Origin of the sequence: Acinetobacter lwoffii, from assembly GCF_024129735.1 — a bacterium.
In the GTDB taxonomy this organism is placed as follows: Bacteria; Pseudomonadota; Gammaproteobacteria; order Pseudomonadales; family Moraxellaceae; genus Acinetobacter; species Acinetobacter lwoffii_H.
Genome location: NZ_JAMXXK010000015.1, coordinates 1 through 19,000 on the forward strand (window position 1 = coordinate 1; position 19,000 = coordinate 19,000).

At 44.6% G+C, this 19,000-nt stretch carries 16 protein-coding genes; 15 read left to right on the plus strand and 1 reads right to left on the minus strand.

The annotated features are described in order from the left end of the window. Nucleotides 1–238 precede the first annotated feature (238 nt). The 7 genes from rsmH to NI469_RS06105 all read left to right on the plus strand — a co-directional run bounded on the left by rsmH (nt 239) and on the right by NI469_RS06105 (nt 8,229). Nucleotides 239–1,150 (plus strand): 16S rRNA (cytosine(1402)-N(4))-methyltransferase RsmH, encoded by a 912-nt coding sequence (rsmH, locus tag NI469_RS06075; RefSeq protein WP_086044378.1) that lies wholly within the window; start codon nt 239–241, stop codon nt 1,148–1,150. Nucleotides 1,151–1,226: 76 nt separating this feature from the next. Then, entirely contained in the window at nt 1,227–1,493 is a 267-nt protein-coding gene (gene ftsL / locus NI469_RS06080) for a cell division protein FtsL (RefSeq protein WP_370940785.1), read from the plus strand. A 15-nt stretch (nt 1,494–1,508) separates the two neighbouring features. Then, nucleotides 1,509–3,332 (plus strand): penicillin-binding protein PBP3, encoded by a 1,824-nt coding sequence (ftsI, locus tag NI469_RS06085; protein WP_253146332.1) that lies wholly within the window; start codon nt 1,509–1,511, stop codon nt 3,330–3,332. Between the two features lie 11 nt (nt 3,333–3,343). Beyond that, entirely contained in the window at nt 3,344–4,840 is a 1,497-nt protein-coding gene (locus NI469_RS06090) for a UDP-N-acetylmuramoyl-L-alanyl-D-glutamate--2,6-diaminopimelate ligase (RefSeq protein ID WP_253146333.1), read from the plus strand. An 8-nt stretch (nt 4,841–4,848) separates the two neighbouring features. After that, the gene (locus NI469_RS06095) at nt 4,849–6,252 is read left to right on the plus strand and encodes a UDP-N-acetylmuramoyl-tripeptide--D-alanyl-D-alanine ligase (RefSeq protein ID WP_253146334.1); all 1,404 of its coding nucleotides are present in this window, start codon (nt 4,849–4,851) and stop codon (nt 6,250–6,252) included. Beyond that, nucleotides 6,253–7,371, plus strand: coding sequence for a phospho-N-acetylmuramoyl-pentapeptide-transferase (mraY, locus tag NI469_RS06100; RefSeq protein ID WP_004644946.1), 1,119 nt, complete (start codon nt 6,253–6,255; stop codon nt 7,369–7,371). It begins immediately after the preceding gene. A 54-nt stretch (nt 7,372–7,425) separates the two neighbouring features. Next, a complete protein-coding gene (locus NI469_RS06105; RefSeq protein WP_253174606.1) occupies nt 7,426–8,229 on the plus strand; it encodes a putative RNA methyltransferase in 804 nt (267 codons plus the stop codon). 50 nt (nt 8,230–8,279) lie between these two features. Here the strand turns inward: NI469_RS06105 and ponA are convergent, their stop codons facing one another. Continuing rightward, entirely contained in the window at nt 8,280–10,805 is a 2,526-nt protein-coding gene (gene ponA / locus NI469_RS06110; RefSeq protein WP_253174607.1) for a penicillin-binding protein PBP1a, read from the minus strand. A gap of 165 nt (nt 10,806–10,970) precedes the next feature. Here ponA and NI469_RS06115 point away from each other — a divergent pair, with 165 nt between their 5' ends. Genes NI469_RS06115 through NI469_RS06150 form a run of 8 tightly spaced genes read left to right on the plus strand, consistent with a single transcriptional unit; the run spans nt 10,971 to nt 18,651 of the window. Further along, entirely contained in the window at nt 10,971–12,029 is a 1,059-nt protein-coding gene (locus tag NI469_RS06115) for a pilus assembly protein PilM (RefSeq protein ID WP_004644949.1), read from the plus strand. Then, a complete protein-coding gene (locus NI469_RS06120) occupies nt 12,029–12,667 on the plus strand; it encodes a PilN domain-containing protein (protein WP_253174608.1) in 639 nt (212 codons plus the stop codon). The genes NI469_RS06115 and NI469_RS06120 overlap by 1 nt, the downstream gene beginning before the upstream one ends. Beyond that, a complete protein-coding gene (locus NI469_RS06125; protein WP_180086805.1) occupies nt 12,664–13,386 on the plus strand; it encodes a type IV pilus inner membrane component PilO in 723 nt (240 codons plus the stop codon). Before NI469_RS06120 ends, NI469_RS06125 begins: the two co-directional genes overlap by 4 nt. Then, on the plus strand, nt 13,386–13,913 hold the full coding sequence (locus NI469_RS06130; protein WP_253174609.1) for a pilus assembly protein PilP: 528 nt from the start codon (nt 13,386–13,388) through the stop codon (nt 13,911–13,913). Before NI469_RS06125 ends, NI469_RS06130 begins: the two co-directional genes overlap by 1 nt. 17 nt (nt 13,914–13,930) lie before the next feature. Then, on the plus strand, nt 13,931–16,081 hold the full coding sequence (locus NI469_RS06135; protein ID WP_253174610.1) for a type IV pilus secretin PilQ: 2,151 nt from the start codon (nt 13,931–13,933) through the stop codon (nt 16,079–16,081). Nucleotides 16,082–16,117: 36 nt separating this feature from the next. Continuing rightward, nucleotides 16,118–16,654 (plus strand): shikimate kinase AroK, encoded by a 537-nt coding sequence (aroK, locus tag NI469_RS06140; RefSeq protein ID WP_253174611.1) that lies wholly within the window; start codon nt 16,118–16,120, stop codon nt 16,652–16,654. A 28-nt stretch (nt 16,655–16,682) separates the two neighbouring features. Next, entirely contained in the window at nt 16,683–17,762 is a 1,080-nt protein-coding gene (aroB, locus tag NI469_RS06145; RefSeq protein ID WP_253174612.1) for a 3-dehydroquinate synthase, read from the plus strand. Between the two features lie 10 nt (nt 17,763–17,772). Further along, complete coding sequence (locus NI469_RS06150) at nt 17,773–18,651, plus strand: hypothetical protein (protein ID WP_253174613.1); 879 nt, start codon at nt 17,773–17,775, stop codon at nt 18,649–18,651. Nucleotides 18,652–19,000 lie beyond the last annotated feature (349 nt).

A 19,000-nucleotide genomic window follows, 5' to 3' on the forward strand; every position in this document is an offset into this window, starting at 1 on the left:
CAGATAAAGTCATAAAAAAAATGAGCGTATTGGCATACACTCATTTTTACTACATTTTTCTAATGTCTGCTTAACTGACTGGCATTACTCCGAAACCGGAGGCTTTTTTGTATTAAAAAAATGCTAAAACGGTTTTCTCTATGGAAAGTAATATTTATCTACAAAAAGTCGTTTGGAGCTTTGCCTAAACAGGGTGATAATGTGCAGTTAAATTTTTCCCCCTATTGATTGAGTTTTTATGTCACATATTTCTGTATTACTTCACGAAACGATTGATGCCTTGTTGGCGGGTCGCAATACGGGAACTTATGTGGATGGGACCTTTGGTCGTGGTGGACATACGCGTTTATTGCTGTCCAAATTAGATGAACATGCACGCGTTTATGCCTTTGATAAAGATCCACAGGCACTGGCGGTGGCGGCTGAACTCGAACAAGAAGATTCACGTTTTAAAATTATTCATGCCAGCTTTGCTGATCTGAAAGATGCATTGGCTGAGTTGGGCATTGAACAGGTCGATGGGGTGATGGCGGATCTTGGTGTTTCTTCACCGCAGCTGGATCAGGCTGAACGTGGTTTCAGTTTTATGAAAGATGGCCCGCTGGATATGCGCATGGATAACTCGCAAGGTCCAACTGCAGCAGAATGGCTGACCCAGATTGAAGAAGAAGCACTGGCGAATATCATTTTTAAATATGGTGAAGAGCGTTATAGTCGCCGTATTGCCAAAGCGATTAAAGCTGCCGGATATATTGATACCACGGCAAAGCTGGCTGAGATTGTAAAAGTAGCGCACCCGAAATGGGAAAAAAATAAGCATGCTGCGACCCGTACTTTCCAGGCGATTCGTATTGCTATTAATAAGGAATTAGAAGATATTGAAATCTTCTTGCCTCAGGCCGTTGAAATCTTGAAACCTGAAGCACGTTTGGCGGTGATTAGCTTCCATTCACTGGAAGACCGTTTGATTAAACAATTTATTCAAAAAGAGTCAACGCTTGAAGAGGATTCAGGCTGGGGAATGCCACAACAACAGAAAGATACGCGACGTTTAAAGAAAGTTTCTCGTGTTAAAGCCAGTGATGAGGAGGTTAAAGCCAATCCTCGTTCGCGTAGCGCATGGCTCCGGGTAGCAGAACGTTTAGCTTAATAGGCAGATCATGAAAACGGAAGTGGTTGATAAAAAAACAGAAAAATTGTGGCTGAAAAAAGTTACAATCTATCTCATGCTGATACTGATGGTCTTCATCAGTGCAGTATTTGTGGTATTTCAGGTATTTGAATACCGTCAGGACAACAGAAAGCTGAGTACCTATCTGCGTGAAAGGGATGACCTGAATGCAGAGTGGGGGCGTTTGCTGATTGAGCAGCAAACTTTCGGCGCGACGGCACAGATCGGTACGCGTGCAGTGACACAGCTGCGTATGTATTCACCTCCGGTTTCACAAAGTGTCGTGATTTCCTTACCACAAACTTCAGATGAGAAAAAATAAGGCTAGCGTTCCGACATGGTAGACAAGAGAAAGAAGCAACCGGTACGTAAAAAACAATCGGTCACCGACAAAAATGCCTCAAATGTTTATATCAATCGTTTTTACATCATGTGGGCGGTGGTGCTGCTGTGTTTTGTGACACTGATTTGCCGTGCTTTCTATGTACAGATTATTAATAAAGATTTTTTGCAAAATAAAGCCAATGCCAATATTTTAAGAACCAATACCATCAAGGCGATGCGTGGCGTGATTTATGATCGTAATGGCATTCCATTGGCGATCAGTACTCCGATCATGAAAATTGTGATTGATCCACGTGATTATTTTGACAATAAAAAACTCTATGACGAGACCATGCTGGCGCTGGAAAAAGAACCGAATAGCCGCAAGCTCAAACGTCAGTTACCCGATAAAAACCTGAATCTGGATGAGCTGGCTGATGCAGTCGGTATGGATCGGGCAGAACTGCGCAAAAAAATGGAAGAACGTCCGCGTTCACGTTATCTGATCCTGAAAAAAGAAGTTCCGCCACAACAGGCCGAACTGATCATGAAACGTAATTTTCAGGGCGTATATACCGAGAAAAACTATAAACGTTATTATCCGCAGCCGCAGCCAAACTCTCAGATTATTGGCTTGACCAATAGCGAAGGCAGCGGCATTGAAGGTCTGGAAATGCAGCTGAATAGCCGTCTTTCCGGAAAGGATGGCGAGCAGCAGATCATTCGCGATAAAAAAGGCAACCGGGTCAAAGAACCTGAAGTGATTAAAGAAGTTGAGCCGGGCGAAAATATTACCTTAAGTATCGACTCGCGTCTCCAATATATTATGTACCGTGAGCTGACGGCGGCCGGTGTTGCCAATAATGCCCGTTCAGCGACTGCGATTGCGGTAGATGTCAAAACCGGTGAAATTCTGGCGCTGTCCTCATGGCCATCCTATAACCCGAATGATAAAAACAGCCTGCTCAATAAGGATGCCATGCGTAACCGCGGTGCAGTCGATTCTTTCGAGCCGGGCTCGACCATGAAGCCGCTCACTGTAGCGATGGCCTTGGAAAGTGGCAAATATACGGCGAATTCAGTCGTGAATACCACACCGGGCAGTATGCGAGTCGGCAATCATACCATTCGTGATACGCATAACTATGGTCAGTTGACTTTGGGTGGCATTATCCAGAAATCCTCTAACGTTGGTGTGGCGAAACTGGCCTTGTCGCTGCCGTATGAAACCTTGCCGACCTTTTATAAACGCCTCGGTTTTGGTCAGCGTTCAGCGGTGAAATTCCCGGGGGAAAGTGCTGGTCTGATTCTGCCGCCAAGCAAATGGAATGTATCAGAAGTGGCGACCATGTCCTATGGTTATGGCCTGAATGCGACCGTCCTTCAGCTGGCTGACGCCTATGCCATGCTGGCCAATAAAGGCGTAAAAATGCCGCTAAGTCTGTATAAGCTGGAAGAACAGCCGCAGGGTGAACAGATGATCGATGCCAATATTGCCGATCAGGTGCTGATGATGATGGAAACCGCAACCTTGCCAGGTGGTACGGCGACTCGCGCAACCATTCCAGGCTATCGTGTGGCAGGTAAAACCGGTACTGCACATAAGCTGCGTGCTGACCGTAAAGGTTATTCGACCAATGAATACCGGGCTTTATTTGCCGGTGTAGCACCCGTCAGTGATCCACGGATCGCCATGGTGGTGGTGGTAGAAAACCCACAGGGCACCTACTATGGGGGTACCGTATCTGCACCGGTCTTTGCCCGCGTGATGCAGGAATCTCTGCGTCTCCTGAATGTCCCTTTGGACAAACCTTTAGAAACTCCCAAAGTCCAGTAAATAGGTGATCAATGTCTATTACATTTCAAGATATCTACACCTCTCATGAGGCCGCTGACTGGATGAAGCAATCCTTTCAGGGCTTCGAGCTGGATAGTCGTAAAGTTAAACCGGGACAGATTTTTATTGCCTTGACCAGTCTGTCACAACCGGAAAAAACTGCTCAATTTGCCCAGAAAGCTTTGGATCATGGTGCATTGGCTGTGATTTCAGAAACTGAGCTGGATGTATCTCCAAATTTGGTGGTGGCAGATGTACGTCATCTAATGGGGCAATGGCAAAAGCAGTATTTGCAAGCAACCCAACCCGTCACTGCTGCGCGTATTCTTGCAGTCACCGGCACCAACGGTAAAACCACGATTTCTCGCTTGGTGGTTGAATTCATCATGCTGCAAGGCAAAGCTTGTGCAGTGATGGGCACAACAGGTAACGGCATTCTGCCAAATCTGGAAGCATCTTCGCATACCACCCTGGATGCCTTGCAATTGCAAAATGCCTTGCATGGCTATGCGCAGGCCGGTGCGGAATTTGCCTCGATTGAAGCCAGCTCACATGGTCTGGAACAAGGTCGCTTGAATGGCTGTGATATCGAGATTGCGGGTTACAGCAATTTGAGCCGTGACCATCTGGATTATCACGGTACGTTGCAAGCTTATGCAGAAGCAAAATCACGTTTATTCCGGTTTGAATCTTTAAAAGTGGCTGTCATCAATATTGATGACGAACATGCACAGATCATGCTGGATGCTGCGAAAAATAATCCGGCACAGCCTAAAATTTTGACTTATTCCACCACACAAAAAGCGGATTATCAGGTTCAGGATATTCAGTACAGCATTTCAGGTGCGACCTTTAAGCTGAAAACTGCCTCTGCTGAATATGTGGTTAACAGTCCATTGCTGGGCCATTTCAATATTGAAAATCTGGTCGCCAGTCTGATCATGGCGGAACAGGCGGGATTTGACTTGGAAAGTTTGATTGCGACTGTGCCACAGCTTAAAGGTGCGCCAGGTCGGATGCAGGTGCTGCGTGATGGAGAGCGCCTGTTTGTGGTGGATTATGCGCATACCCCGGATGCTTTGACCCAGGTTCTGGTGACCTTGAAACGGCATGTCTCGCAAAATCTCTGGGCAGTTTTCGGCTGTGGCGGCGACCGTGACCGCGGTAAACGTCCACTGATGACTCAGGCTGCTTTAGACGGTTCGGATATCGCAGTACTCACTTCGGATAACCCACGAACCGAAGATCCGGCACAAATTTTTGCTGATATGAAAAATGATATCGACTTTTCCGGCAAAATCTATCATGAAATTCATGACCGTCGTGAAGCGATTAAGTTCGCCGTTAAACACGCACAGGCGGGTGATATTGTCGTAATTGCCGGAAAAGGGCACGAAAATTATCAGGAAATTGATGGCGTACGTCACTGGTTTGATGACGTGGTCGAAGTGCAAGCTGCGATTGATGCCCAGTATTGCAACACAGATTCAGCCTATTCAGCGCATTAGGATTCAATATGCATACCTCAACAACAAGTACTGCGGCGCTGGAGCCGTGGAGCATAGAACAATTACAGCAGGCTACTCAAGGTTACTGGTTGAATGATAAAAAGCCTGTAGGCCAGATCAAGCGGATTTTGACTGATTCACGTGATGCAGAATCAGGTGATGCTTTTCTTGCGCTGAAAGGCGAGCGTTTTGACGCGCACGACTTTATTGCTCAGGTGGCCGCTCAGGGCTGTGAAATTGCCATTGTCAGCCATTCGGTGGATGCTGATATTTGTCAGTTGGTGGTAGAAGATACCCGTCTGGCATTGGGATTGTTGGGTGCTTATCGCCGTCAGCAGAATCCTCAACTTAAAGTCATTGCCTTGACCGGCAGCAGTGGCAAGACCACGACCAAAGAAATGCTGGGGAGCATCTTGTCTCGTCTTGCGCCGACCTTGGTGACGCGTGGTAATTTGAATAATGACCTCGGCGTGCCGGTAATGTTGCTGGAGCTCCGTCCTGAACATCAATATGCGGTGATGGAACTCGGTGCGAGTCATCAGGGTGAAATTGATTACACCTCGAAAATGGTGCAGCCGCATGTGGCCGGAATCATTAATATCGGGACTGCACATTTAGGTGAATTTGGTGGCCGTGACGGAATTTGCCGTGCAAAATCCGAGATTTATGCACATATCTCTGAGACTTCGATTATTCCTGCTGCCGATGATTTTGCTGAAACCATTCGTGCCGCAGTAAAAACTGAAAAAAGCTTGAGTTTTGGTGCTGGTGGTGAAGTCTATGCCAGCGATGTAGTCCTTGATGCTCAATCTTCAACCTTTACCCTGAATACAGCGCAAGGCTCGAAAACAGTTCAGTTGCCGTTTGCCGGCGAGCATAATGTTGAAAATGCGACTGCAGCAGCAGCTTTCGCCCTAGCGATCGGTATTGGTCTAGATAATATCGTGGCAGGTCTGGAACAGGCAGTCGGTGCTAAAGGTCGTCTGAACTTTATTCCGCACAAAGAATTTTTATTTATTGATGACACCTACAATGCCAATCCGGGTTCGATGCGTGCAGCGGCTGAAGTTCTGGCGCAGCAGCAGGGTATCCGGGTCATGATCACCGGCGATATTGGTGAACTCGGTTCATCTGCCGCAATCGAGCATTACAAGCTCGGTCGGGATCTGGTCTCGGTAAAAGGCATTAATTTTGTGGTGGCTGTAGGTGAATTTGCGCCTGCCGCACAAGAAGGTGCTCGTAGTACACAATATGGTAAAAAAATGCAGGCTTTCCTGAATCAGGAGCAGGCATTACCGTTTTTAATTCGTTTGATTGAAACACATCAACCTCAGCCGATGTCATTCCTGTTTAAAGGGTCGCGTTTTACCCATATGGAAACATTGATGGCTGCATTGATGGAGAAACTCTAAATGCTGTTATGGCTCTTTGAACATTTGGCGGGCTTTGACAGCACGTTTCAGGTGGTTCGTTATTTAACTTTACGTGCTTTGCTCAGTGTCTTGACGGCATTGACCATCGGTCTGGTGCTCGGTCCTGTAATGATTCGCAAGCTTCAGGCGCTGAAATATGGTCAGGCAGTCAGCTCGTATGCCCCTGAAAACCATGCCAAGAAAATGGGCACGCCGACCATGGGCGGGGTGCTGATCCTGCTTTCGATTGGTATCTCAACTCTACTCTGGGCAGATCTTTCCAATCCTTATGTCTGGATTGTACTGGGTGTGATGGTGATTTTCGGTGCCGTTGGCTGGGCCGATGACTGGATTAAAATCCGTTATAAAGACAATGCGGGTTTGCCTGCGAAGAAAAAATTCTTCTGGACTTCAGTTGGTTCTTTGGGTGCTGGTATTGCTTTGTATGTGATTGCACAGCAACAGACCAATCCGGTGCATACCGCGAATATGCTGGATCTGTTGATTCCATTCTTTAAAGACCTAAGCATTCCATTGTCGATGATCCCATTGGGCATTGGTTTTATTATCTTTACCTATTTCGTGATTAATGGTGCATCCAATGCGGTGAACCTGACCGATGGTCTGGATGGTCTGGCGATTATGCCAATCGTGCTGGTCGCTACAGGTCTGGGCGTATTTGCCTATCTGGCCGGTGATGTGCGCTTTGCCAATTATCTGCATATTCCTTATGTGAAATACTCGTCTGAATTGGTGGTGGTCTGTGCGGCTATGATCGGGGCGGGTCTGGCTTTCCTTTGGTACAATGCCCATCCGGCTCAGGTATTTATGGGTGATGTCGGTGCTTTATCTCTCGGTGCGATGCTCGGTACGATTGCCGTCATGGTTCGTCAGGAAATCGTATTTGCGATTATGGCCGGTGTCTTTGTGGTGGAAGCGGTTTCAGTGTTCTTGCAAATCGGTTCATTAAGAATGCGCAATAAGCGTGTATTCCTGATGGCGCCGCTACATCATCATTATGAAAAGAAAGGCTGGCGTGAAACCCAGGTGGTGATCCGTTTCTGGATTATTACGATTATGCTGGTAGTTTTGGGCCTAATGACCTTAAAATTGCGTTAAGAAATGCATGAGAAAAAGTCGGCGCATGCCGGCTTTTTTGTTTTGGAGAAAATGATGAATTTACTCATGTGCCCAGTCTGTCGCCAGCAGTTGAGCTTAAATGAAAGAACATGGCGCTGTGAGAATCATCATAGTTACGATGTCGCCAAACAGGGCTATGTGAACCTGCATGTGGTTCAGCACAAGCACAGCAAAAACCCGGGAGATACACCTGAGTCTGTGCAGGCACGTCGCGCATTTCTCAGTGCAGGTCATTATGCGCCTTTGCAACAGGCTGTTGTAGAAAAGATTCGCGAGTTGCGGATTGAGAATCTTTTAGATATTGGCTGTGGCGAAGGCTATTACACCAATGCCATGCAGGCTGAAGTGCTGCAATGTGTGGGAGTTGATATTGCCAAGAATGCAGTTCAGGTGGCTGCCAGACTGAATAAAGACATTACTTGGGTCGTAGGAACCGGGGCGACTTTACCAGTATTAGATGAGTTGATTGATCTGTGTACCAGCTTATTTAGTCCAATTCCCAAACAGGAAATCCTGCGAGTCCTAAAACCAAAATCTTATTTGATGGTGGTGACACCGGCCCCACAACATTTATATGCTATGCGTGAGGCTTTATTTGAAGAAGTGAAACCACACGAGCCGCAGAAGTTTGTTGAGCAGTTACAAGATGAATTTAATCTGGTTAGTGAGCAGGTGATTGGTGCGCCAATGGTTTTGCCACAGGCTGATTTAAAAAACCTGATTGCCATGACACCCTATGCTTATAAGGCCAAGCCGGAACACCGTTTAGCACTCGAACAGCAGGATCAGTTTGAATTGCTGGCGCAATATCAGATTTATCTGTTCCAAAAGAAATAAAAAATGCATATAAAAAAGCCCTCAACTGAGGGCTTTTTTATATCTTCAGATTACTGGACTTCTTCGATCAGATTTTCCAGTGAGTCTACCCGGTTTGGCTGAAGAGGCTGTTCTTGAGGTGCAGAACTTTCATTATCTGGTAAACGAATCGGTTGATCCGGTAAATCCTCAAAGTCAGTTTCTGTACGTTTCGGGACGACCACAGGTGCAGGACGGTAAAGCGCTGTCGCCAGAGGCGGAGAAGACGGATCATTCTGTGCTTCATCAGCCTGAACCCCCTTGTTGCGATTTACCGGTGCCTTGGCATTGCGGTCTAAACGTACCCATGCTTCCGGCTGGCCTTTTAATGCCTTGCCCATAAAATCGGTCCAGATCGGTAGAGCTGCCACACCACCATATTCACGGCGACCTAAGGTGGTCGGCTGGTCAAAGCCTACCCAAGTCACGGTAACTAACTTACCATTGAAACCTGCAAACCAGGCGTCTTTGGCATCGTTCGTGGTACCGGTCTTCCCGCCAATATCGCTGCGACCAATTCTTAATGCAGCACGACCAGTACCATGTTGAATTACGTCACGCAAAATGTTGGCCATGTCATAGGCAGAGCTGGATTTTAAAATACGCTGTGCCTGACGATAATTACTGTCTTCGGCAGAGACTTTAGGTGGGGCCTGTTGTTGCTCTAAAGTTGTATTGTTGATTGCAATTGCTTCGTCATCTGCGGTAATAGGGTCAGTGGCTTGAACTGTTTCTTCTTTTTCATTAATACATGAAATACAGGCATATTCAGGCTTGGCTTCAAAGATGGTATTGCCATAGGCATCTTCAATACGGGTAATAAAGTGCGGCTGAATTCGGTAACCGCCATTGGCAAAGGTAGCATAGCCAGTCGCCATCTGAATCGGGAGGACCTGCGGGGTGCCTAAGGCAATGGTATAGTTACGTGGAATCTGACTGTCCTGTAAACCAAAATCCATGAATAACTGACGTGTACGTTCAATCCCGACGGCCTGTAATAAGCGCACTGAAACTGTATTACGTGACAGATAAAGTGCACGACGTAGCGGGATCATGCCCAGATAACGGCCATCCGAATTACGTGGGGTCCATTTGCCAATGGTAATGGGTGCATCATTGACCATTGTATGCGGTGTCATGCCACGTTCTAAAGCCAGGGCATAAACAAAAGGTTTAATGGTTGAGCCCGGCTGACGCCAGCCTTGGGTTGCACGGTTAAATTTCGACTGATAAAAATTATATCCCCCGACAATGGCTTCAATCGCACCATTATTTGGGTTGATGGCAATCAATTGTCCTTGCACATTGGGAATCTGCACCAATGACCAAGAGGTTTTATTTTCATTAGGTCTTAAACGAACAATGTCTTTGACTTTGACAATCTCGGACGCTTTGTTCGGTGCACCACCTACACTATTGACGTTACGAAAGCGACGTGCCCAGGACATACCTGACCAGGGAACAGTCACGCTGCTTCCGTCCTGCATGAGGGCTTCAAAACTGGAATTACCCACCTGAGTTACTTGCGCAGGATAAGTGTTGGCATAAGCACGGAACTTGTCGAGGGGTTGATCATGTGCTTCAGCACCACGCCAGCCATGTCGACGGTCATAGGCTTCTAAACCTTCCTGTACTGCTTGTTCTGCATAGGTCTGACGTTCACTATGAATGGTGGTATAGACTTTATAGCCGGAATCTACCGCCTGTTCACCAAAGTTTTGTACCAGTTCAGAACGTACCATTTCGCCGACATACGGGAATTTATTACGGGTACTCCGATCAGGCATATCTAAATTTACCGGTTCAGCAATGGCTTGCTGATACTGGCTTTGATTTAAATAGCCCAATTGCAGCATACGCCCCAAAATCCAGTTACGACGTTCCAATGCGCGCTTGGGATTGGCGACCGGATTGTATCGAGAGGGGGCTTTAGGCAGACCAGAGATCATGGCCATTTGTGCAATTGAAAGCTCTTCTAAACTCTTGTTATAGTAAATTTTAGCTGCTGCTGCGATGCCGTAAGCATTTTTCCCCAGGAAAATTTTATTGACATACAAGGTCAGAATTTCTTCCTTACTTAAGTTTTGCTCAATTTTACGGGCCAGAAAAATTTCCGTCAGTTTGCGCTTCAGCGTCCGTTCAGGACTAAGGTAATAGTTTTTTGCCACTTGCATGGTAATGGTCGAACCACCGGTCTGTACATCCGAGCCGGTCACCGTCTCACTGAGTGCGCGTCCCAAACTTTTAAAGCTGATTCCGCTATGCTCAAAAAAGCTGGAATCTTCAGCGGCGAGGAAAGCATGAATAAACTCGGGCGGAATTTGTTCATATTTCACAGGAACAGAAAGCTTGCCTCCATATTCGGCAATTAATTCATTATCTGAACTAAAAACTTGTAAAGGCTTTAATAAAGGGGCCTTTTTAAGCGTAGACATTTCAGGCAAAGATGGGGCAATATAGAGATACATGCCATAGAAACCCATCGGAATTGAGATCAGTATAATGATAATGATCAAAAAAAATGGATGAACAAGGCCTGAACAAGATAGCTTTTTCATAACAAGTAAGTTTTAATAAGAGCTAATGGCGAACTAATTACCGGTCAGTATATCCTGTCGATATCCATATTGTTAGATGAGTTATTGTATCTATATAAAATTATAGACTGGACCAATTGGTAAGTTAGATTGAATTGGGGACAAAAAAATAATAGGAAGTATATTGTGCGCAGGTTATATCGTAAACCAAATAAGGGGTTAATAGGAGTCGATATTAGTTCGACTTCTGTTAAGGTTTTAGAACTTTCTGTAAAAAGTGGCCGTTACTGGGTAGAGAGCTATGCTTTGATCCCATTATCGGAAAACAGTGTGGTTGAAAAAAACATCTTAAACCCAGAAGCTGTCGCTGATGCCCTTGGGCGTGCAATTAATTTGGGTAATACCCAGTCGAATCAGGCCGCTTTTGCGATTCCAACTTCAATGGTCATCACCAAAATCATTGAGATGGATGCAGACATGTCGGATGATGAACGTGAAGTTCAGATTCGTGAAGATGCAGAACAATATATTCCTTTTCCACTCGATGAAGCGAGTCTGGACTTTGAAGTTCTGCCAGACCGCCTTTCCAATCCGAACCGGGTCAATGTGCTGCTGGTCGCGACACGGATCGAAAATGTCGAAGCACGTTCTGAAGTTTTAGAGATTAGCAGTCTAACGCCTAAGATTGCAGATGTAGAAAGTTTTGCGCTGGAAAATGCCTTTAAGGTATTTTCGGACACTTTGCCGATGGGGGTCAATACGGTTGGTATTTTAGACATTGGTCATAGTATGACGACCTTGTCGGTGATGCAGAACAACAAGATTATTTATACCCGTGAGCAGGTGTTTGGTGGCAAGCAATTGACTCAGGAAATTCAGAATCGTTATGGATTGTCTTTTGAAGAAGCTGGACGTGCTAAAAAAACCCGTGCCTTGCCGGATGATTATGATATTGAAGTGCTAGAACCATTTCTGGATGCCGTCGTACAACAGGCAGCCCGTTCATTGCAGTTCTTCTTTTCATCTTCTCAGTTTAATGAGATTGACCATATTTTACTGGCCGGCGGGAATGCCAATATTCCAGGTCTGGCAAAATTATTACAACAAAAACTCGGTTACCGTGTCACGATCGCGAATCCATTTTTGCAAATGGGCTTTTCTCCTCAAATTGATATTAAAAAAATTGAAAATGACGCGTCATCACTCATGGTTGCATGCGGTTTGGCATTAAGGAGTTTTGATTAATGGCAAGAATTAACTTACTTCCTTGGCGTGATGAGCTAAGAATTAAAAGAAATAATGAATTCGTGGCAATCTGCTTGGGGGCGCTGTTCTTAGGATTAGCAGCAGCAGGTTCTACCTGGTTTTATTATGATCACAAGCTTCAGGATCAGGAACAGGCCAATCAGCTGATTCAAAGTACCAACCAGAATCTGGATGTGCAGTTAAAGGCGCTTGAAGGTTTACAAGAACAGCGTAATGCAATTGTTGAACGGATGAAACTGATTCAGGGCCTACAAACCCAACGTCCGATTGCAGTGCATCTGATTGATGAAATTGTGCGGGTGACCCCAAGCAATATGTATATCACCAAATTCCAGCGTATCGGTGATAAGTTTACCATTGAAGGTCGAGCTGAGAGTCCAAATACGGTAGCAGAACTGCTCCGTAATCTGGAAGCTTCATCTTGGTATCGGAATGCCTTTATGAATGCCTTCCTGGTGGCTGAAGAAGCAAAAGAAAAGGCACCGAGCTCGATTATTCCACGTGTGGAAGAATCTTATGGCAGTTTTACTGTAACTGTGGATCTGGATCAGATCGCTCAGCCAGTACTTAACGAAGAACAACAAGCAGTCGCTACAACTACGGGGGCATCATCATGAGTAATGAAGAATTCGATGAGTTCGGCCAAGATGTCGTCGCTGTACCCAAAAATAAAATGACTGTTGAAAAGTTTTTTCAGCAATTCAATACATTAGATCCAAATAACTATGGTAGCTGGCCTTTGTCGGTCAAAATTACCTGCTGGATTTTTATTGCGGCACTGGCATTTGCGGTGATTTACTTTGTCATGATCAGAAGCACGATTGAGTCAATTTCACAAGCCAGTGCTCAAGAACAAAACCTGCTGAATGAATTTCGCGAAAAAGAATCCAAATTACGCAATTTACAACAATATCAAATCCAGCTTCAGGAAATGGAAGCCCGTTTTAACCAGCAGTTAGAACAGTTGCCGAAAGAAACTGAAATTCCGGGTCTGGTTGAAGATATTAACCTGAGCGGTGTGAATTCAGGCCTGAAGTTTAAAAATATCCGTCTGGAACCTGAAATTAAACAAGAATTCTTTATTGAACAGCCGATTGCGATTGAAGCGACTGGGGATTATCACGCTTTTGGCTCTTTTGTCAGCAGTATTGCCGGCTTGTCGCGTATTGTAACGCTGCATGATTTCACCATTACCGGTACTGAAAATAAAGAGAAAAAATCTGAAATTCCAGTCATTGATTATGTGGTAAAAGCCAAAACTTACCGTTATGTCGGTAATGCTGAAGGTGCTGCAGCACAGCCTGAAGCTAATAGCACTACTCAGGGGGCGCAGTAATGAAGAACATTAAAATTACTTCAGCTTTAACACTTGGGTTTTTATTGTTGGGATGCGATTCACGCATTGATGCAGTCAATCAGGAAATGGCTAATATTCGTAATCAGCCACCTTTGCCAATTGAACCGGCTCCTGATTTTATGCCAGTTGAAACCTTCAACTATGCAGCACATCAGATCAAAAGCCCTTTTTTACCAAGCTCTCTGGCTGCTGAACTGAAAATTATGGCGGGGAAACGGGTTTATCCAAACCTATCACGTCAACTGCAACCGCTAGAAAGTTATCCGCTCGAAACATTGACCATGAAAGGCAGTATGCGCAATCAGGCAGGACAAATTCTGGCTTTAATCCAGACTCCTGATGGTGAGGTTGAGCGGATTCAGCGTGGAAGTTATATGGGGCTTAATCATGGTCGTGTGATTGGAATTACACCTACACAGATTGATTTGATTGAGATTATTCCAGATGGCCGTGAAGGATATGTGGAACGTCCGCGAAGTCTGGTTCTTATCGGGCCGGCGCCATAAGTTTTAAAGGAATAACAATGAATAAGAGTATTAAAGAATTTATTTTTGGGGATGCTAATACAATGAATCGTGTGTTTCGTCAGTTTTCAATGGGTGCTGTTGCGATTGCGGTGATGCAAGCGGCTAGTGCACAGGTTTCCATGACCAATGTGGTACCCATGCAGCTTCCTGGACAAGGAACTGAGATTCGGGTGATGTTCAATGGCCTGCCGCCACAACCACAAGCTTATCAACTAGAATCACCGTCACGCTTGATTCTGGACTTTGATAAAGCGCAACAGAATTTAAAACAAAATAATATTCCGGTTGCAACACGTGAAGCCAGTTCGGTAGATGTCACTTCGGATGCGCAACGTGCCCGTTTGACGGTTAATCTGACTGAGGCAGGAGCATTTACCACACGCGTGGAAGGCAATACCTTTATTCTTAAAATCAACTCCGTCACTCCAGTTGCAACAGCTCAACCTGTACAACAACAGGTCACTCAGGGCATTAGTAATATTGGTTTTCAGCGCGGTGCTCAAGGTGAAGGCCAAGTGGTGATTGATCTGGCAGGAAATAATACGCCGGTTGATGTACAGCAGCAGGGCACTAAAGTTATTGTGCGGACTTTAGGTTCCAAGATTCCTGCACATTTGACCCGCCGACTGAATGTCAACGATTTCGCAACGCCTGTATCGAGTGTGGATGCAGTGAATCAAAATGGTTCAGGGGTAATTACCATCCAGTCTGCGGAAAGCTATGAATATATGGCTTATCAAACGGATAATAAGTTGACCATCAGCTTGAAACGACCGGAAGTCAAAAATCCGTTACGTCCAAAAACCGTTGCTTATACCGGTAAGAAAATTTCACTAGATTTTCAGGATATCGAAGTTCGTCGTGTACTACAGCTCTTGGCTGATTTTACCGATATTAATATGGTAGCTGCAGATAGTGTGCAGGGTAATATCACTTTGCGCTTAAAAGAAGTACCGTGGGATCAGGCACTGGATATTGTACTGAAAACCAAAAATCTGGATAAACGCCGTAATGGCAATGTGATCTGGATTGCATCGGTGGCAGAACTGATTAAGGCTGAAGAGGAAGAAGCTAAAGCTTTGGCGCAAAGTGTAAAACTAGCACCAATTCAAACTGAATATATGCAGCTGAGCTATGCCAAAGCGGCAGAGATTGAAAAGCTGATTACACAAAATAAAGGCCCATCTAACTCAGGTGGATCAAGTGGTGCAAATAATAATGATAAAGAAAGTTTATTAAGTTCACGGGGGTCAGTATCAATTGATGCACGAACCAATACTATTATTGTGAATGATACCCAGCCCTTTATTGATAAGATCCGTAATATGGTGGATTTGCTGGATGTGCAGGTCAAGCAGGTAATGGTTGAAGCACGAATTGTTGAAGCCTCTACAGGTATATCGAAAGATATGGGTGTAAAGTGGGGAATTTTATCTCAGGGGGTAACAAACAATAATCACCTACTTGTTGGAGGAAGTGATACAACCCTTTGGGATCTTCGAGAACCTGAGTTTGATAGTGAGAGAGGGGCGTGGACTTATGAAATTCAAAGACCAGATAACCTCAATGTTGATTTAGGTGCTAGTGTTGAAGGAGCTGCACGTATTGCTTTTGGTTTGATTAGCCTCTCAGATTTTATGTTAGATTTAGAGTTATCTGCTTTGGAGTCAGATGGTCAAGCTGAAGTTGTATCAACCCCTAAAGTGTTAACTGCAGACAAGCAACCAGCCGTTATTACATATGGTGAAGATATTCCATATACAACAGTTAGTCAGGATGGCACTCAAACAACTATGTTTAGTGCTAAATTGAAGCTAGATGTAACCCCAAGTATCACCCCGGACGGAAAGGTATCTATGGAGTTACTTATAAATAATGATACTTTAGGAGCTTTAACTGCCGCAGGTTATCGAATAAATCGAAATGAAATCAAAACAAATGTTTTGGTTGAAAGTGGTGAAACTGTAGTTTTAGGGGGTATTTATAAGGAATCTAAATCCCAAGCAGAAAAGAAAGTTCCATTCTTGGGGGATATTCCCTATGTAGGTAATCTTTTTAAAAATACGAGTCGTACTAATCAAAAAGTGGAGCTACTGATTTTCGTTACACCTCGAATTGTTAATGACAGTGTTTCAAGAAATCATTAATATATTTTGAATTTAACAAAACGAATAGGTGACTCCTTGCCAAGCAAAGAGTTTGAAACCCTACCAAATATCTATTTGGTAGGGCCGATGGGGGCCGGTAAAACAACAGTAGGACGACATCTCGCAGAATTGTTAGGACGCGAATTTCTAGACAGTGATCATGAAATTGAACGTAAAACAGGTGCGACCATTCCCTGGATTTTTGAAAAAGAAGGGGAGCAGGGCTTTCGTGACCGTGAAACTGCTGTGATTGATGACCTGACCTCACGCTCTCATCTGGTTTTAGCCACCGGCGGTGGTGCTATTACTCAGACCTTAAATCGGGACTATCTGAAACAGCGCGGAATCGTGGTTTACCTGTATACGCCAGTTGAAATTCAACTACAACGTACTTATCGCGATAAAAATCGTCCTCTCCTCCAAGTTGAAAATCCGGAACAAAAGTTACGTGATTTACTGGCAGTACGTGATCCCTTGTATCGGGAAGTGGCACATCATATTATTGAGACCAATCAAGGGGCTGCTCGTGATCTGGCGCAGCGTATTCTCAATCTCATTACTTCCAAAAACTAAGTTCATTGAATCAAGTGGTTAATCAAGCATGCAAACCTTATATGTAGAACTCGGAGCACGTCGCTATCCTATTTTTATTGGAAGCGATCTGGATCCACAGGCCTTATTGGCGCCCTATATTCATGGCAAGCAGGTAATGATTGTAAGCAATACCACAGTTGCGCCACTTTATTTGCAGCGTTATCAAACTGCAATTGAAGCTTTGGATAAGCGTGTTGCAACCTGTATTTTGCCTGATGGTGAAAAATACAAGGATAGCCAGCATCTGAATCTGATTTTTGATGCACTGCTTGAGGCCGGGTTTAACCGGGACTGTACTGTGCTTGCGCTGGGTGGTGGTGTGATTGGAGATATGGCAGGGTTTGCCTCGGCCTGTTTCCAGCGCGGTGTGTACTTTATCCAAGTGCCGACGACCTTACTGTCGCAGGTAGATTCAAGTGTTGGTGGAAAAACCGGGATTAATCATCCACTGGGTAAAAACATGATTGGTGCTTTCCAGCAACCGCAAGTTGTACTGGCGGATATGTCGCAACTTTCTACTCTACCAGACCGCGAACTTTCAGCGGGTTTGGCGGAAGTGATTAAATATTCGTTACTTGGTGATGAGTCCTTTCTGGTCTGGCTTGAAGAGAACATGGATGCTCTGGTTGGCCGCGATGAAAAGTTGCTCGCTGAAGCAGTTTATCGTTCCTGTGCGCATAAGGCACGAATCGTGGCCAATGATGAGAAAGAGCAGGGTGAACGTGCTTTACTCAATTTAGGTCATACCTTTGGTCATGCGATCGAATCCTATATGGGGTATGGTGTCTGGCTACATGGCGAGGCTGTTGCCACAGGTATGGTGATGGCTGCGGATTTGTCACAACGTATGGGCTGGATTTCTGATGCAGATCTCGCGCGTACAAAAAAAATCATTTCTCGTGCCAAACTGCCTGTAGTTTGTCCTAAAATTCCTCTGGATGATTTTCTGGCCTATATGGCCCATGACAAAAAAGTCTTAAATGGACAATTGCGTCTGGTGTTATTAAAGCAATTAGGCGAAGCAGTGATTACCCGGGACTTTGATCTCGAGTTAATGAAACAGGCAATTTTAGCCAATCAGGCATAGGTTTAGTTTTATGGCAGCATTACATACTCCTTGGCAAAAGATTCAGCATTATTTCTGGCTGGTCTGTGGTGTATGCTGCCTATTTGCTGCCTTAGTCTTTTGGGCGGTGACTGATTCAGATGACGTCATCGAAATTGAAAAAAAGCCTGAAACTGAAGTTCAGTTGCAGATTCAACCAGAAAAAGTCGCCACAATGACCCATCTTGGTGCACTTTTTCAGGAAGTGAAACCACTGGACCTAAATACGCGTACCGTCGTGAATGCCAGTCATGAGCCGGAATTCCGTGGTACCAAATTTGTCAATGAAGCGAAAAACCAGCACGCCATTGAATTATTTCGTGTGACCAATGAAGCCATTTTAAAAAGTTTTCTTAAAAAACAGTCCGATCGTAAACTTTTTATTTATTTAAGAATCTCGGGTGAAAATCAGCCAGAACAATATGTATTGTTATATGGTCAATATAAGACGGCGGCGCAAGCCAATCAGGCTTTATCTACACTGAAGTTAAATTTACCGGCCTCAGTCAAGCCTGAAGTTGTAGCAATGCAGCAATATGTTAGTCTGGTCAATAATCTGGGTTCAGAGGAATTGGCTAGTAATCAAAAGCTTTACGAAATTCGTTTGAAAAATGTGCCTTTGCCGAAAGTAGATGAATCGGTACGACTTAGACAGCAGCAAACCCAAACTGAGTCCAAGCCGCGTAGCTCTGATGCTGCGACTACCAGTACCACAATTGTGCGCCGTGATTCATCGGGAAATGTAGTTGATGTGCAGAAATCTGAAAGTGCTGTAGAAGGTACACCTCAACCACAAAATAACAATAATCGACCTGCTCAGGGCAGTAATCCGCATCCTCAAAATAACGAGATTAGTGATCCATTTAATTAGTTCGGTCTAAAATAGCGCATCCAAAAAATTACAGAATTAAAAATGAGCGCTTTTGGTGCAAAAAATGCACATTAAAATTAACCCTTAGAGTGCTGTTCTGCGCTAAATCTTTGTCATCTGTATTGTTTTAATTTATGCGCTGTTTGTTGGCATGGAATTTGCTTTATTGGTGCATGAATTGAATTAATCTCCCTGTTTTAGCGCGAAAAATGATTCGATGACACTGTATGAATGTCATATTTATTCCAGATTTTTATGTTATTCATGAGCAGAATAAACTTTATTTGTTATGCATTTAGTCTAAAAAAAGACTAGTCTGAAGAAATAAAGAAAAATGCTTTTGCTCTAC

Coding starts and splice junctions, on each gene's coding strand:
- rsmH (WP_086044378.1), top strand. CDS start 239: ATGTCACATATTTCTGTATTACTTCACGAAACGATTGATGCCTTGTTG.
- ftsL (WP_370940785.1), top strand. CDS start 1,227: ATGCTGATACTGATGGTCTTCATCAGTGCAGTATTTGTGGTATTTCAG.
- ftsI (WP_253146332.1), top strand. CDS start 1,509: ATGGTAGACAAGAGAAAGAAGCAACCGGTACGTAAAAAACAATCGGTC.
- NI469_RS06090 (WP_253146333.1), top strand. CDS start 3,344: ATGTCTATTACATTTCAAGATATCTACACCTCTCATGAGGCCGCTGAC.
- NI469_RS06095 (WP_253146334.1), top strand. CDS start 4,849: ATGCATACCTCAACAACAAGTACTGCGGCGCTGGAGCCGTGGAGCATA.
- mraY (WP_004644946.1), top strand. CDS start 6,253: ATGCTGTTATGGCTCTTTGAACATTTGGCGGGCTTTGACAGCACGTTT.
- NI469_RS06105 (WP_253174606.1), top strand. CDS start 7,426: ATGAATTTACTCATGTGCCCAGTCTGTCGCCAGCAGTTGAGCTTAAAT.
- ponA (WP_253174607.1), bottom strand. CDS start 10,805: ATGAAAAAGCTATCTTGTTCAGGCCTTGTTCATCCATTTTTTTTGATC.
- NI469_RS06120 (WP_253174608.1), top strand. CDS start 12,029: ATGGCAAGAATTAACTTACTTCCTTGGCGTGATGAGCTAAGAATTAAA.
- NI469_RS06125 (WP_180086805.1), top strand. CDS start 12,664: ATGAGTAATGAAGAATTCGATGAGTTCGGCCAAGATGTCGTCGCTGTA.
- NI469_RS06130 (WP_253174609.1), top strand. CDS start 13,386: ATGAAGAACATTAAAATTACTTCAGCTTTAACACTTGGGTTTTTATTG.
- NI469_RS06135 (WP_253174610.1), top strand. CDS start 13,931: ATGAATAAGAGTATTAAAGAATTTATTTTTGGGGATGCTAATACAATG.
- aroB (WP_253174612.1), top strand. CDS start 16,683: ATGCAAACCTTATATGTAGAACTCGGAGCACGTCGCTATCCTATTTTT.
- NI469_RS06150 (WP_253174613.1), top strand. CDS start 17,773: ATGGCAGCATTACATACTCCTTGGCAAAAGATTCAGCATTATTTCTGG.